Source organism: Paraburkholderia phytofirmans OLGA172 (assembly GCF_001634365.1).
Classification (GTDB): domain Bacteria; phylum Pseudomonadota; class Gammaproteobacteria; order Burkholderiales; family Burkholderiaceae; genus Paraburkholderia.
In genome coordinates this window covers 3439417-3453262 of record NZ_CP014578.1, presented here as the reverse complement: position 1 = coordinate 3453262, position 13846 = coordinate 3439417, and the positions used below count along the sequence as shown (strand labels likewise).

Below are 13846 nucleotides of genomic sequence, written 5' to 3'. Positions count from 1 at the left end.
GCGTGTATTAACCCCTTAACCCCGCGTGGCATTCGCTTTCTTGGCCGTTGTTGCTGACCATCCGGCCAGCCGGGCACCGCGAGAACCATGCAAATTTTGATTTTTATGTCCGACCTGCAAACTTCCAACCCGAATACCGAATCTTTTGCGGCTCTGTTCGAAGAGTCGCTGACCAAGCAAGACATGCGCGCTGGCGAGGTGATTTCCGCCGAAGTCGTGCGTGTTGACCACAACTTCGTGGTCGTCAACGCTGGTCTCAAGTCCGAAGCCTACATCCCGCTCGAAGAGTTCCTGAACGACGCGGGCGAGGTAGAAGTGCAGGCGGGCGACTTCGTTTCCGTCGCGATCGACGCGCTGGAAAACGGCTATGGCGACACGATCCTGTCGCGCGACAAGGCGAAGCGCCTCGCTTCGTGGCTGTCGCTGGAAAAGGCTCTCGACAACAACGAACTCGTGACCGGCACGATCACGGGCAAGGTCAAGGGCGGCATGACCGTCATGGTCAACGGCATCCGCGCGTTCCTGCCGGGTTCGCTGGTTGACACGCGTCCGGTCAAGGACACGACCCCGTACGAAGGCAAGACGCTGGAATTCCGCGTCATCAAGCTCGACCGCAAGCGTAACAACGTCGTGCTGTCGCGCCGTGCCGTGATCGAAGCGACCCAGGGCGAAGAGCGCGCAAAGCTGCTCGAAACGCTGAAGGAAGGCGCGATCGTGGAAGGCGTGGTGAAGAACATCACCGATTACGGCGCGTTCGTGGACCTCGGCGGTATCGACGGCCTGCTGCACATCACCGACATCGCATGGCGTCGTGTGCGTCACCCGAGCGAAGTTCTGTCGGTTGGCCAGGAAGTCACCGCGAAGATCCTCAAGTTCGATCAAGAGAAGAACCGCGTTTCGCTGGGCATCAAGCAACTGGGCGACGATCCGTGGGAAGGCATTTCCCGCCGTTACCCGTCGGGCACGCGCCTGTTCGGTAAGGTCACCAACATCACCGACTACGGCGCATTCGTCGAAGTGGAATCGGGCATCGAAGGCCTGGTTCACGTGTCGGAAATGGACTGGACGAACAAGAACGTTGCACCGTCGAAGGTTGTTCAGCTGGGCGACGAAGTCGAAGTCATGGTTCTCGAAATCGACGAAGACCGCCGCCGTATCAGCCTCGGCATGAAGCAATGCAAGCCGAACCCGTGGGACGACTTCAGCCGCAACTTCAAGAAGGGCGACAAGCTGCAAGGCGCAATCAAGTCGATCACCGACTTCGGCGTCTTCATCGGTCTGCCGGGCGGCATCGACGGTCTGGTTCATCTGTCGGACCTGTCGTGGAGCGAAACGGGCGAAGAAGCGGTTCGCAAGTACAAGAAGGGCGACGAAGTGGAAGCGATCGTTCTCGGCATCGACGTCGAGAAGGAACGCATTTCGCTGGGCATCAAGCAGCTCGAAGGCGACCCGTTCAGCAACTTCGTTGCAATGAACGACAAGGGTTCGATCGTCGACGGCGTGGTCAAGACGGTAGATGCGAAGGGTGCTGTGGTTACGCTGTCGGCGGAAGTCGAAGGCTACCTGCGTGCTTCGGAAATCGCACAAGACCGCGTGGAAGATGCTCGCAACGTGCTGAAGGAAGGCGACAAGGTCAACGCGATGATCATCAACATCGATCGCAAGTCGCGTGGCATCAACCTGTCGGTCAAGGCCAAGGATTCGGCTGAGCAACAGGAAGCGATCCGCGGCCTGGCTTCGTCGGATTCGAGTTCGGCTGCTACCGGCACGACGAACCTCGGTGCGCTGCTGAAGGCCAAGCTCGACGGCCAGAACCAGTAAGCCTTGAGTTTTCTTGAGAGGTCTGCTGCAGTATGACCAAATCGGAATTGGTCGCCCAGCTGGCTACGCGATTTCCGCAGCTTGTACTTAAAGATGCGGATTTCGCGGTGAAGACGATGCTTGATGCGATGTCCGAGGCGCTTGCCAATGGTCATCGCATTGAAATTCGCGGCTTCGGCAGCTTCGGCCTTAATCGTCGTCCCTCCCGCGTCGGGCGTAATCCGAAGTCGGGCGAGAAGGTGCTGGTACCTGAGAAGTACGTACCGCATTTCAAGCCGGGCAAGGAATTGCGCGAGCGGGTAGATCGACGTTCGGGCGAGCCGCTGAAGGCCGATGAGCCGGATGACGAAGACCTGTAAATGCTTCGCTGTGCGGTTCGCAGCATGGCATGGTTAGCGTCAGCGGCCAAAGCCAGACGGCAAAAGACCAGAAAAAGCGCCTTCGGGCGCTTTTTTTTCGTCGGTTTTTCGTCCGTACTTTTCGTTCATTGTCGTTGTAAGTTCCGCTATCAGCCAGTTCCTGCCCAGCCGCGAGGGCATCCATTACAATACGGGTCACTTCGGCGCGGGCAACACCGTGGCGCGACGCGTCATCAGGCCGGCGTCACCCCGCAACTGCCGTCAAGAGACCTATTCATGAAATTTATCGTCTGGCTGATCCGTGTGTTGGTGTTCGTGCTCCTGCTGGTGCTCGCGCTCTCCAATACACAACCCGCTACGCTGAATTTCCTCGCTGGCTACGCGTGGCCGGCGCCTTTGATCCTGATCGGCCTCGCGTTCTTCGTGGTGGGGCTGCTAGCCGGGCTGGTGTCGTCAATGCCAGCCATGGTGCGGCTGCGCATGGAGAATGGCCGGCTCAAGCGCGAGTTGCGTGTGGCGCGCGAAACCCCGGTAGTGGTTGAACAACCGCCCATGCCGCCGCTGATCTAAATTGTCTTCTGCCGTGTTTCTGAAGCGCGGCTTTCCGTTCCCGCCGTCTCGCATATTTGCATTAATCGCATGGATCTAGACTTCTGGTGGCTGCTTGTCATACCCGTCGCTTTTGCGTTCGGCTGGATGGCCGCGCGCTACGACCTCAAGACGCTGCTGTCCGAAAGCGCCAACCTGCCGCGGTCGTACTTCCGCGGCCTGAATTTTCTGCTCAATGAGCAGCCTGACCAGGCGATCGACGCGTTTATCGAAGTCGTCAAGCTGGACCCGGAAACGATCGAGCTGCACTTTGCGCTGGGGAATCTGTTCCGCCGCCGCGGTGAGACGGACCGCGCGATCCGCGTGCATCAGAACCTGCTGAGCCGCACCGATCTGCCCGTTACCGAGCGCGATCACGCGCTCTACGAACTAGGCCAGGACTTCCTGAAAGCCGGTTTGCTCGATCGCGCGGAGGAGACTTTCCGCTTGCTCGAAACCGGCAATTACGCGCTGGGTGCGCAGCGGGCGCTGCTGACCATCTACCAGATCGAGAAAGACTGGGTTAAGTCGATCGACATCGCGCGCCACCTGGAAACAATGGGCGCCGAGTCGCTCGACAAGGACATCGCGCAGTTCTATTGCGAGCTCGCCCAGGAAGCGCTGCAGCAGAAAAACGCAGATGAGGCGCGCCGTCAGCTAGGTTTTGCGTTGAAGGCGAACCCGACCAATGTCCGCGCCACGATCCTGTTCGGCGACGTCGACGCGACGGCCGGTTCGCAAGAGGCAGCGATCGCCCAATGGCGGCGCGTCGAGGAACAGAATCCCGCCTATCTGCCGCTCGTCGCGGAAAAGCTGATGAAGGCCTATGAGGCGCTCGGCCGTCCGCAGGATGGCGCCGATCTGCTCATCACGTGGGTAGACCGCTATCCGTCGAACGATCTGCTCGACGTGACCTATCAGCACATTGCGGCGGTACGCGGGCCCGACGCCGCGCATGCGCTGGCGCGCTCGCAGATGCAGAAGTCGCCGAATCTGGCGGGCATGACGCGTCTTCTGGAAGCCCAGGAGGCTGTCGCGGAAGAGCCGCGGCGTAGCGAGCTTGAACTGATGCGTACGCTAATCCGTCAGCGCACCAAAAATCTGCCACGGTATACGTGCCAGAATTGTGGTTTCAGGGCGCGGCTGTTCTACTGGCAGTGTCCGGGTTGCAGCGGTTGGGAAACCTATGCGCCGCGTCGCGTCGAACCGATCACGGCGTCGAATTGATCGCGAATGCAATCGTATAGCTGCGCCGCAACGACGGTGGCCCGTCGGGCGGATTAGGCCGGGCGGGATCATGGCGGCCTTGTTCACTACGAGAAACCCTCACCGGAACCCTCTACCGGAAAGCGTATGAAAATCACCATTATCGGCACGGGCTATGTTGGACTCGTCACCGGCGCGTGCCTCGCCGAAATCGGCCATGACGTCTTCTGTCTCGACGTCGATCCGCGCAAGATCGAAATCCTCAACAACGGGGGCGTGCCGATCCACGAGCCGGGTTTGCTCGAGATGATCGCCCGCACGCGCAAGGCGCGCCGCATCACGTTTTCGACGGATATCGAAGCCAGCGTGGCGCACGGCGAGGTGCAGTTCATCGCCGTCGGCACGCCGCCCGACGAAGACGGCTCGGCCGATCTGCAATATGTGCTCGAAGCGGCGCGCAACATCGGCCGCACGATGAACGGCTTCAAGGTGATCGTCGACAAATCGACGGTGCCGGTCGGCACCGCCCAACGCGTGCGCGCGGTGGTCGAAGAGGAACTGGCCAAACGCGGGCTCGCCGATAGCGAGCAGCACCGCTTCTCGGTGGTGTCGAACCCTGAGTTTCTGAAGGAAGGCGCGGCCGTCGACGACTTCATGCGCCCCGATCGCATCGTGCTCGGCAGCGACGAAGACGAAGCCGGCATGCGCGCGCGCGAACTGATGAAGCGTCTGTACGCGCCGTTCAACCGCAACCACGAACGCACGCTGTACATGGATGTGCGCTCGGCTGAATTCACGAAATACGCAGCCAATGCGATGCTTGCCACGCGCATCTCGTTCATGAACGAGATGTCGAATCTGGCGGACCGGGTCGGCGCGGATATCGAAGCGGTGCGTCGCGGCATCGGCTCGGACCCACGTATCGGTTATCACTTCCTGTATGCCGGTTGCGGTTACGGCGGCTCGTGCTTCCCGAAGGACGTGCAGGCGCTGATCCGCGCCGCTAGCGAAAGCGGCCACAATCTGCGCATCCTCGAAGCGGTCGAGGAAGTGAACTACAAGCAGAAAGACGTGCTGGTGCAGAAGATCACGGGCAAGCTCGGTGAAGACCTGAGCGGCCGCACGTTCGCCGTGTGGGGCCTCGCGTTCAAGCCGAATACCGACGACATGCGCGAGGCGCCGAGCCGTCGCGTGATCGCCGAATTGCTGGCGCGTGGCGCCCACGTGCGCGCCTACGATCCGGTCGCGGTGGCCGAAGCGCGCCGCGTGTTCGCCATCGATCTGCACGATGCGCCGGAACAGCAAGCGCGGCTCACGTTCACGAGCACTCAGGACGAAACGCTCACCGGCGCCGACGCGCTGGTGGTCGTCACCGAATGGAAAGAATTCAAGAGCCCGGATTTCGTGCATCTGAAATCGGTGCTGAAGTCACCGCTGATTTTCGACGGCCGCAATCTGTACGAGCCGGACGCCATGACCGAGTTCGGCATCGACTATCACTCGATCGGACGGCCTTATGCCCAACCCTCTGAATTTCCGGCCGATGTCTCCAGCAATGCCTGAGGCTGCTCAGTCCGTACCCACGGCGGCACTTACCGTGGTGCCGCGCGAACGCCTCGGCGCGGCGCGCGTGCTGGTGGTCGGCGACGTCATGCTCGATCGCTACTGGTTCGGCGACGTGAACCGTATTTCGCCGGAAGCGCCGGTGCCGGTCGTGCATGTGCAGCGTCAGGAAGACCGTCTCGGCGGCGCGGCGAACGTGGCGCGCAATGCGGTTGCACTCGGCGCGCAGGCGGGTTTGCTGTGCGTGGTCGGCCACGACGAGCCCGGCGAGCGCATCGTGCAACTGCTCGGCGAAAGCGGGGTGGCGCTGCATCTGGAGCGCGATCCGGATTTGCTCACCACAATCAAGCTGCGCGTGCTGTCGCGCCAGCAGCAGTTGCTGCGCGTCGACTTCGAAAACTCGCCGGCTCACGAAGTGTTGCTCGCGGGTCTCGCGCGTTTCGACGACCTGCTGTCCTCGCACGACGTGATCCTGATGTCCGATTACGCGAAGGGCGGTCTCACGCACGTCACGCAGATGATCGCGAAAGCGCGTGCGGCGGGCAAGCCGGTGCTGGTCGATCCGAAGGGCGACGACTGGGAGCGCTATCGCGGCGCCACGCTGATCACGCCGAATCGCGCCGAGTTGCGCGAGGTGGTCGGACAGTGGAAATCCGAAGAAGATCTGATCGCGCGTGTGACCAAACTGCGCGCCGATCTCGAGTTCAAGGCGTTGCTGCTGACGCGTTCGGAAGAGGGCATGACGCTCTTCTCCGACGACGGCTTGCTGCACGCGTCGGCTGTCGCACGTGAAGTGTATGATGTCTCGGGCGCGGGCGACACTGTGATCGCCACGCTTGCCGCCATGCTCGGCGCGGGCCTGACGCTGGTCGAGGCGGTAGGACTCGCGAATCGCGCGGCCGGCATCGTGGTCGGCAAGCTCGGCACTGCCACCGTCAACTACGACGAACTTTTTCATTGATGCAGCCCGCCGGGTTCCCTGCTTTGCGCGCGTCCGGTTCAGCAGCGCAAAACCGGAACCCGCGAGGCGCCACCTGAATTTGTCGACTGGAGTTAGCGCTTTAGCGCTTACTCCAGTCCCATGCAAAGCTGTCGACCGGAGTTAGCGCTTTAGCGCTTACTCCGGTCCCATGCAAAGCTGTCGACTGGAGTTAGCGCTTTAGCACTTACTCCGGTCCCATGCAAAGCTCATTACCGCAGGATCATCATGACCCTCATCGTCACCGGCGCAGCCGGCTTTGTCGGCAGCAATCTCGTGAAGGCGCTCAACGAGCGCGGTGAACAACGCATCATCGCGGTTGATAACCTCACGCGCGCGGACAAGTTCAAGAATCTCGTCGACTGCGAGATCGACGATTATCTCGACAAGACCGAATTCGTCGAACGCTTCAAGCGGGGCGACTTCGGCAAAGTGCGGGCGATTTTCCACGAAGGGGCCTGCTCGGACACGATGGAAACCGATGGCCGCTACATGATGGACAACAACTTCCGCTATAGCCGTGAAGTGCTCGACGTCTGTCTCGCGCAGAACATCCAGTTTCTGTATGCGTCCTCGGCGGCAACGTATGGCGGTTCGAGCCGCTTTGTTGAAGAGCGCGAAGTCGAGCAGCCGCTGAACGTGTACGGCTATTCGAAATTCCTGTTCGACCAGGTGATTCGCCGTGTCCTGCCCACCGCGAAGAGCCAGATTGCCGGCTTCCGCTATTTCAACGTGTACGGGCCGCGCGAGACGCACAAGGCGCGCATGGCGTCGGTGGCGTTTCACAACTTCAACCAGTTTCGCGCGGAAGGTAAGGTCAAGCTGTTCGGCGAATACAACGGCTATGCCGCCGGCGAGCAGACGCGCGACTTCGTCTCCGTCGAAGACGTGGTCAACGTGAACCTGTTCTTCTTCGACAATCCGGACAAGTCGGGCATCTTCAACCTGGGCAGTGGCCGCGCCCAGCCGTTCAACGACATCGCGAGCACGGTGGTCAACACGCTGCGTGCGTTGAACAACGAGCCGCCGTTGTCGCTCGCGGATCAGGTGCAGCGCGGGTTGATCGAATACATTCCGTTCCCCGATGCATTGCGCGGCAAGTACCAGTGCTTCACTCAAGCCGACCTCACGAAGCTACGTGCTGCCAGCTACGACGCGCCGTTCCTGAGCGTGCAGGAAGGTGTCGATCGCTACGTACGTTGGCTATTCGGCCAGGTGTAAATCTTTCGGATACCTCTTTAAACTGGAATCTCCCGGTTGGTGATGGTCGCCAACCGGTTGTACGAGGGAGATTCCATATGTTTCGAAAAATGCTGGTTACCGCGGCCATGCTGGCCGCTTTCGGCCACGCCTATGCGGCGGTCGACGTCAACACGGCTAATGAGGACGCGCTGCGCGGCATCAAGGGCATCGGCCCTGCCAAAGCGAAAGCCATTCTCGAAGAGCGTGCAGCGCATGGTCCATTCAAGGACCCGGCCGATCTCGGCAAGCGCGTCAAAGGCATGGGCGGGCATACCGTCGAGCGCCTGCAGGCGGAGGGTCTCGCTGTCGGTCCGGCTGGCGCGGCTGCTAACCCGCAGGCTGCGGCGTCTGCACAGACCAAAGGCGCGGCCGCTGCGGGCAATGGCGCCAATCCGGCCAACTCGAGCAACGCGGCCACTACCCCAAAGAGCAACGCCACTGTGGCGGTGAAGAAATAGCCTGACGCGGGCCGTGCGCGCGAGGCGGGTCACGTCTCGCGCGCCTGGTCCGTTACCGTCGTTCCCCTTCATGGTCGGAGTGGGTAAGAACACTCCTTCAGCTGTCATGCAGATGACTGGCTCCCGCGGTTCTCAGCCGCGGGCTTTTTGCGTGGTTATTTGCGCTGTATTTGCGGGCCCGATGAGCGCTATGCACTTAGCCACCTGGCATCGCTGCATCCATGCGGACAGAAGGGCCGCACGGCAACCGCGCGCACGGTGGTTTAGAATCGATAGATTAAAGACTCCGCGCACCGACAGCACCAGAACCGACATGGCTTACAAAACGATTGAAGATACGATCGGCAATACGCCGCTCGTGCAACTCGTCCGGCTCCCTGACGACGAGATCCGCAGCCGCAATAACGTGATCCTTGCGAAGCTCGAGGGCAACAATCCCGCGGGTTCGGTGAAGGACCGCCCGGCGCTGGCGATGATCAAGAAAGCGGAAGCACGCGGGCGTATCAAGCCGGGCGACACGCTGATCGAATCGACCAGCGGCAACACGGGTATCGCGTTGGCGATGGCGGCGGCGATCCGCGGCTACAAGATGGTGCTGATCATGCCAGAGGACCTGTCGGTGGAGCGCCGTCAGAGCATGGCGGCCTATGGCGCGCAGATCGTGCTGACGCCGGTGACGGGCGGCATGGAATACGCGCGCGATCTGGCCGAACAGATGCAGCGCGAAGGCAAGGGCATCATCCTCGACCAGTTCGCGAATCCGGACAATCCGGCCGCCCACGTCGAAGGCACCGGTCCGGAAATCTGGCGCGACACCGAAGGGCGCATCACGCACTTCGTCTCGTCGATGGGTACAACCGGCACGATCATGGGCGTGTCCACCTATCTGAAGGAACAGAATCAGGCGATCGAGATCATCGGCGCGCAGCCGGAAGAGGGTTCGCGCATTCCGGGCATCCGCAAATGGCCGGAAGCCTATTTGCCGAAGATTTTCGATCGTAGCCGCGTGGACCGCGTCGAGAACGTGAGCCAGGCCGCGGCCGAAGCAATGGCGCGGCGCATGGCCTCGGTCGAAGGGATCTTCGCCGGCATCTCGTCGGGCGGGGCCTGTGAGGTGGCGCTGCGCGTCGCGCGTCAGGTCGAGAACGCGACGATCGTATTTATCGTCTGCGATCGGGGCGACCGGTATCTGTCGACGGGTGTATTCCCGGCTTGATTGCGCTTCGGCGAGTTGAGCGGCCCTCAATCTTGGGTGGCCAATAAAAAAGCGCCGGTCGACCCGGCGCTTTTTTGTGTCGCATGCTACCCGTTCGTGACGCGGTGAGTGTCTGGCAACGGAGTGTCTGACGCCCGCCGCTCAGCTTATTGCGAAGCCGCGCCTGGCGCCGCCGCATTGCTGCTGGCGTTCGCCGCGTCGCTCGCCACCATCTGCGCTTTGACCCGCTGGCCCAATTGATAAACCGCCAGTGCGTAGAAGAAACTGCGGTTATAGCGCGTCAGCACATAGAAGTTCTTCAAGCCCAGCATGTACTCCGTACCACGGCCCGGCGACGGCAGATCCACCACCGTCACCGACGTGGCGGCCTCCGACGCGATATCGACGCCCGGCTCGTCCAGCAGCAGCCCGGCCCGGAGCAATTGGTCCAGCGGCCAATGCGGCTCCGGCTTACCGTCGGCGGCCGCTTGCGCCACGCCCAGGCTGCCGGCGTCCATGCCGATCTTCCACACCACGGGCCGGCCGTTTTCCCAGCCATTCTGGCGCAGATAATTCGCCACGCTGCCGATCGCATCCGCCTCGCTCGTGCGCAGATCGATCTGCTTGTTACCGTCGTAGCTCACCGCGTATTGCACGATGCTGCTCGGCAGGAACTGGGGAATCCCGATCGCGCCGGTGTAGGAGCCGAGCACGGTGGTCGGGTCGATTTGCGAATCGCGTGTCCACACCAGGTAGTCTTCAAGATTCTTGCGGAAGGTCGCCTGGCGATCCGCGCGATTGGCGGTATTCGGGTAGTCGAAGCTGAGCGTGGTCAGCGCGTCGAGCACACGGAAGTTGCCCATGAAGCGTCCGTAGATCGTCTCCACGCCAATGATGCCGACGATCACTTCCGGCGGCACGCCGAACTCTTCATAGGCGCGTTGCAGCGTGGCCTGGTTGGCGCGCCAGAAACTCACGCCGGCGTTGATGCGCACCTGGTCGAGAAAGCGCGACTGATACACGCGCCAGTTCTTGATCGTCGGCGAAGGTGACGGCGTGACGAGCTTGACTGCGGTAGCCGAATAGCTCACGCGCGCGAAGAGGGCATGCAATGCGGCTTCGTCGAAGTCATAGCGCGCCGACATGTCGCTGATGAACGCGTCCACGTTCGGATTGTTCGCATAGCGCTGCGGAATGATCTCTTCTTCGAAGGTTTGCCCTTGCGGCACCGCCGGTTGCGGTTGGCTTTGCGCGAGCAGCAGCGGTTTTTTCGCGGCGCTTTGCGCGATCGCCGGACTGGTTGCCATGAACATGCACGATGCGACGGACAGTGCGGCGGCCACGGTCTTCATGCGTAGCCGGTTTCGTGCAGACAGAGCAAGCTTGACGGTCATAGTGAGCTAGGGGCGCAGTGCGAAAGAGACAGGGGAAAACGGATCGGGGCAGTATACCCGACGCCTTCCGCAAAACTGTGCCCGGCGCGTCGCAGTCGCATGGTGTGGTAACTTGGCAAATGTTGGTGCGCCCAGTGTGCGCGCCCCTGGACGGAGACACGCCGCGCGCGCTTTGAAAGCGCCGCGCCGCGGACGAGAATCATGGCAACTGGCTTTTATTCCCACGCCGATTGTTTGCTGCACGATATGGGGCAATGGCATCCCGAATGCCCGGCGCGCCTGCAGGCAATCGAAGATCAATTGATCGCGAGCCGCATCGACTCGCTGATCGAGCGCGAATCGCCGCCGCTCGCCGATGAAGCCGCGCTGTTGCGCGTGCATACGCAAGCCCACGTCGATTACATCCGCAGCCGGTCACCCACGGAGGGGCTCGCCGAAATCGATCCCGACACGTCGATGAACCCGCACACTTTGCAGGCCGCGTTGCGCGCAGCCGGCGCCGCGGTGGCCGCGACCGACGCCGTGATCGAAGGCCGCTATGAGAACGCGTTCTGCAGCGTGCGCCCGCCTGGCCACCATGCGGAGCCGGCGCGCGCGATGGGCTTCTGCTTCTTCAACAACGTCGCGATCGCCGCGCGTCATGCACTCGAGGTACACGGCATGCAGCGCGTCGCGATCGTCGATTTCGACGTTCATCACGGCAACGGCACCGAAGCGGCCTTTTCGGGCGATTCGCGGGTGCTGATGTGCAGCATCTTCCAGCATCCGTTCTATCCGTTCACCGGCGCCGACAATCAGGCGCCCAACATGTGCAACGTGCCGATGCCGGCGCGCTCGAAAGGCACGGCGGTACGCGAGGCGGTCGACATGATGTGGCTGCCGCGCCTGCATGATTTCAAGCCGGAGATGATCTTCATCTCGGCCGGCTTCGATGCGCATCGCGAAGACGATCTCGGCAACATGGGTCTCGTCGAAGACGACTACGCCTGGATCACCGACCAGATGCGCGAGATCGCGAAGCGCTATGCGCGTGGGCGGATCGTCAGCTGTCTCGAAGGCGGGTACAACCTGTCGGCGCTCGGGCGCAGCGTGGTCGCGCACGTGCGCTCGCTGGCCGGGATCTAAGCGGCCACGCCGCAGGCGTTGCGCGAGCGTCGCGAACCGCATGAATTCAACGAGGAGCGAGCTATGAATGCCGAGGTGCGCAGTGCTCCGCTGGTCGAAATCGAACACGACGCGTACGGCGTGCCGGGCGTCGTCCGATTGACGATGAACCGGCCCGACGCCTTTAACGCGCTCTCCGAAGCCCTGCTCGACGCGTTGCAGTCGACGCTAACGGCGCTGGCAGCGTCCAACGCGCGGGTGGTGGTGATCGCCGGCGCCGGCCGCGCGTTCTGCGCGGGGCACGATCTGAAGGAAATGCGAGCGGCGCCGTCGCTGGCTTATTACCAGGCCTTGTTCGCGCGCTGCACGAAGCTGATGCTGACGATCCAGCGCTTGCCGCAACCGGTGATTGCGCGCGTGCACGGCATCGCCACTGCAGCCGGCTGCCAGTTGGTCGCAATGTGCGATCTGGCAGTCGCTGCCGATACTGCGCGCTTTGCCGTCTCGGGTGTCAATCTGGGGCTTTTCTGCGCTACACCTTCGGTGCCGCTGTCGCGCAATCTGTCGCGTAAGGCGGCGCTTGAAATGCTGCTCACCGGCGATTTCATCGACGCCGCGCAGGCGAAGCAGCAAGGCCTCGTGAATCGTGTGGTTCCGGCAGATGCGCTCGATTCAGAGGTCGCGCGGCTCGCGAAAAGCATCTGCGCGAAACCCGTCGAAGCGGTGAGCGCCGGCAAAGGCCTTTTCTATCGCCAGCTCGAAATGGGCATCGAAGCGGCGTATCAGCTAGCCGGCCAGGCCATGGCCTGCAACATGATGGATGACTCGGCGCTCGAAGGCGTGCAGGCGTTTATCGACAAGCGACCACCCGACTGGAAGCGCTAGCCGGGTTGGGCCGTTCCTGGCGGGGCCGGGTCCGGCACTCAGGTCGGCGGAGGTCCGAGGCTCCGCCATGCCGTCAAGTGCTCACGCTTGGGGCAGCCGCTTCTCGATCCAGTCGATCAGCGCGCCAATCACCCGATCCCGGTCGAGATCGTTCATCGTCTCGTGATAGCTGTCTTCGTGCATCGTGAGCGTTTTGTCCGGCGAGCCCGCGTGCGCGCCGAAATCGCGGCTGCCTTCGGGTTCGGTCAGCTTGTCGGCGGTGCCGTGATACACCAGCAGCGGCACGCGTAGTTCCGCACGGCCGCGTTCGATGCGCGCCATCGCCAGCAACAACTCCGCGCCCGTACGCGCCGGAATCGCGCCGTGATGAACCAGCGGATCGTTACGATTGGCGTTCACCACGGGCTGAAGCCGCGACAGCAAAGCCGCGTCGATTTTCATCGCCGGGAAGGTCGGCCAGAAGCGGCTGATCACCTGGCTCACCTTTAGCATCCAGCGCGGCACATCACGGCCCGGCGCGAGCGCGGGGCTCGACAGGATCAGGCCGCTGAGCCGGCGCTCGCTTGCCGCGAGCCGTTCGATCGCGTACAGCGCCGCGACCGCGCCGCCCATGCTATGGCCCATCAGGAACAGTGGTGCGCAACTGGTCGCCGCTTCATCGAGCAAGGCCTGAGCATCGAGCAGATACTCGTCGAAGCGCTTCACCCACACGCGTTTGCCCGGCGCATGCCCATGTCCGCGCAAGTCGATGGCGACGAGTTCAATGCCGGCCGGATTCAGCCGATCCGCCAGCGCCGCGTAACGCCCCGCGTGCTCCGCTAGCCCGTGCACCAGCGCGACGGTGCCGCGCAATGGTGTCGTGGCGGGCCAGCGGTACAACGGCAGGTCGATGCCGTCGCTCGTCATGACCGTCGAGCGCCGCGCCGCGCCGCCTTTCCGGGCGGCTGCTGCGGGACGCACATTGCCTGGTCGAGTTGTTTCCTTAGCCACCGTTTGTCCTGAACTGGTCCCGATTCTGATTTGCCCGATCATAGTCGCAGCGGGTGCGCACG

The 13846-nt window shown here is 62.3% G+C and carries 13 protein-coding genes; 11 read left to right on the top strand and 2 right to left on the bottom strand.

The genetic code is table 11. The features are described from left to right. Nucleotides 1-87: 87 nt before the first annotated feature. From rpsA to cysM, 9 genes are all read left to right on the top strand, one after another. Nucleotides 88-1821: a 30S ribosomal protein S1 gene (gene rpsA / locus AYM40_RS15140; protein WP_063496917.1), complete on the top strand. Its 1734-nt coding sequence runs from the start codon at nucleotides 88-90 to the stop codon at nucleotides 1819-1821. A 32-nt stretch (nucleotides 1822-1853) separates the two neighbouring features. Beyond that, nucleotides 1854-2180, top strand: coding sequence for an integration host factor subunit beta (locus AYM40_RS15135; RefSeq protein WP_063496916.1), 327 nt, complete (start codon nucleotides 1854-1856; stop codon nucleotides 2178-2180). Nucleotides 2181-2456: 276 nt separating this feature from the next. Beyond that, a complete protein-coding gene (locus tag AYM40_RS15130) occupies nucleotides 2457-2750 on the top strand; it encodes a LapA family protein (protein WP_063496915.1) in 294 nt (97 codons plus the stop codon). Nucleotides 2751-2819: 69 nt separating this feature from the next. Further along, nucleotides 2820-3995, top strand: coding sequence for a lipopolysaccharide assembly protein LapB (lapB, locus tag AYM40_RS15125; RefSeq protein WP_063496914.1), 1176 nt, complete (start codon nucleotides 2820-2822; stop codon nucleotides 3993-3995). A gap of 126 nt (nucleotides 3996-4121) precedes the next feature. Further along, nucleotides 4122-5537: a UDP-glucose dehydrogenase family protein gene (locus AYM40_RS15120; RefSeq protein ID WP_063496913.1), complete on the top strand. Its 1416-nt coding sequence runs from the start codon at nucleotides 4122-4124 to the stop codon at nucleotides 5535-5537. Beyond that, nucleotides 5491-6498 (top strand): D-glycero-beta-D-manno-heptose-7-phosphate kinase, encoded by a 1008-nt coding sequence (gene rfaE1 / locus AYM40_RS15115; RefSeq protein ID WP_082855089.1) that lies wholly within the window; start codon nucleotides 5491-5493, stop codon nucleotides 6496-6498. The genes AYM40_RS15120 and rfaE1 overlap by 47 nt, the downstream gene beginning before the upstream one ends. 246 nt (nucleotides 6499-6744) lie before the next feature. After that, a complete protein-coding gene (rfaD, locus tag AYM40_RS15110; RefSeq protein WP_063496911.1) occupies nucleotides 6745-7737 on the top strand; it encodes an ADP-glyceromanno-heptose 6-epimerase in 993 nt (330 codons plus the stop codon). 77 nt (nucleotides 7738-7814) lie between these two features. Continuing rightward, nucleotides 7815-8216, top strand: coding sequence for a ComEA family DNA-binding protein (locus tag AYM40_RS15105; RefSeq protein WP_063496910.1), 402 nt, complete (start codon nucleotides 7815-7817; stop codon nucleotides 8214-8216). Nucleotides 8217-8529: 313 nt separating this feature from the next. Beyond that, nucleotides 8530-9432, top strand: coding sequence for a cysteine synthase CysM (cysM, locus tag AYM40_RS15100; protein WP_063496909.1), 903 nt, complete (start codon nucleotides 8530-8532; stop codon nucleotides 9430-9432). A gap of 146 nt (nucleotides 9433-9578) precedes the next feature. Here cysM and mltB read toward each other — a convergent pair whose 3' ends face one another. Continuing rightward, the gene (gene mltB / locus AYM40_RS15095) at nucleotides 9579-10763 is read right to left on the bottom strand and encodes a lytic murein transglycosylase B (RefSeq protein ID WP_236720849.1); all 1185 of its coding nucleotides are present in this window, start codon (nucleotides 10761-10763) and stop codon (nucleotides 9579-9581) included. A gap of 243 nt (nucleotides 10764-11006) precedes the next feature. On the opposite strand from mltB, the gene AYM40_RS15090 reads away from it, so the two are divergent. Both AYM40_RS15090 and AYM40_RS15085 read left to right on the top strand, forming a co-directional pair. Beyond that, entirely contained in the window at nucleotides 11007-11930 is a 924-nt protein-coding gene (locus AYM40_RS15090) for a histone deacetylase family protein (RefSeq protein WP_063496908.1), read from the top strand. A gap of 63 nt (nucleotides 11931-11993) precedes the next feature. Continuing rightward, nucleotides 11994-12794: an enoyl-CoA hydratase gene (locus tag AYM40_RS15085; protein WP_063496907.1), complete on the top strand. Its 801-nt coding sequence runs from the start codon at nucleotides 11994-11996 to the stop codon at nucleotides 12792-12794. 81 nt (nucleotides 12795-12875) lie between these two features. Here the strand turns inward: AYM40_RS15085 and AYM40_RS15080 are convergent, their stop codons facing one another. After that, on the bottom strand, nucleotides 12876-13700 hold the full coding sequence (locus AYM40_RS15080; protein WP_236720958.1) for an alpha/beta hydrolase: 825 nt from the start codon (nucleotides 13698-13700) through the stop codon (nucleotides 12876-12878). Nucleotides 13701-13846 lie beyond the last annotated feature (146 nt).